Annotated in this window: 1 protein-coding gene; it reads right to left on the bottom strand. The window is 39.0% G+C overall.

Translation table 11 applies throughout. From position 1 onward, the window contains the following. Positions 1-1,089 (bottom strand): IS3 family transposase gene (locus A0F92_RS09195; protein WP_253810316.1). Its coding sequence is split into 2 segments (ribosomal slippage), with 1,090 coding nucleotides annotated over them: positions 1-828 and positions 828-1,089; the frame shifts between segments, so codons are not numbered across the junction. This gene is flagged as partial in the annotation. Positions 1,090-1,158: the final 69 nt, after the last annotated feature.

The following is a 1,158-nucleotide window of genomic DNA, read 5'->3' as shown; positions in this document are numbered from 1 at the left end:
GCCCAATAGATTGTTGATTTTTTTCTCTATACATTTTTGGCGATATCCCACCCAGCGCATCATGAGGCCGTGTAGTATTGTAATCGTCAACCCATACCTGGGTTACTTCTCTTACTTCATCAATTGTATCAAACAAATAAGCATCTAAAATACATGTCCGGTATGTTTTATTAAACCGTTCTACATATGCATTCTGGGTGGGTTTACCGGGTTGTATGTATTTAAATTCGATATCGTGGGCCTTACTCCATGATTTTGCCAATTTGGCCACAAACTCAGGACCGTTATCCATTCTTATTTTCTTAGGCTTACCATACCGGTTTATCAAGTGCCTCAGTACCCATATCACCCGACTGCTCTTTAATGAATAGTCTGTTTCAATAAATAATACCTCACGATTATAATCATCAATAACATTAAAAGTCCGGAACTTGGTTCCATTACTCAGGGCGTCACTCATAAAATCTATACTCCATGTATGAGTAAAGCTTTCCGGTACAACCAGCGGTTCCTTTATCCTTGCCTGCAATCGCTTCTTTACTTTACGGCGAAGAGGCATTCCCATTTGCTTATAAACCCTGTGTAATTTCTTATGATTCATATTTGTGCCTGCATTGCGGATACGATAATAACACTTCCAAAACCCCTCCTCGGGATGCTCTATGGAAAGCGCTAATAGTTTTTCCATAACTACCTGGTCATTTTTAATAGACTTATAGTGAAGACTGCTCCTGCTTACCCCTAATAACCGACACGCCTTGCAGATGTCTTTAGGTCGTTCTTTGCGCATATCTTCGACAATCCGTTTTTTATCGCAAGGCTTTAAAGCTTTTTTTCAATAATATATTTAGCAGTATCTAACTCCATGGCCAGGTTAGCGTACATCCTTTTCAGGCGACTATTTTCCTCTTCAAGCTCTTTGATACGCTTTAATTCACTGGCTTCCATACCGCCATAACGCTGACGCCATTTATATAAACTGGCCTTACTAACTCCGTGATCACGGGTGATTTCTTCTGCTGATTTGCCTTGATCGAACTCTTTTAAAATACTGGCAATCTGATGGGGACTGAATCTACTCTTTTTCATAATTAAACGTTTTAAAGTTATACATTTTTTGTCTACTTATAAAACGTACTATTTTTGGGGGAGCTTACA

Source organism: Hydrotalea flava, assembly GCF_001623405.1.
GTDB classification, from domain to species: Bacteria; Bacteroidota; Bacteroidia; order Chitinophagales; family Chitinophagaceae; genus Hydrotalea; species Hydrotalea flava.
Note: the sequence above shows the minus strand (reverse complement) of the source record. Positions and strands in the feature narration are given on the sequence as shown.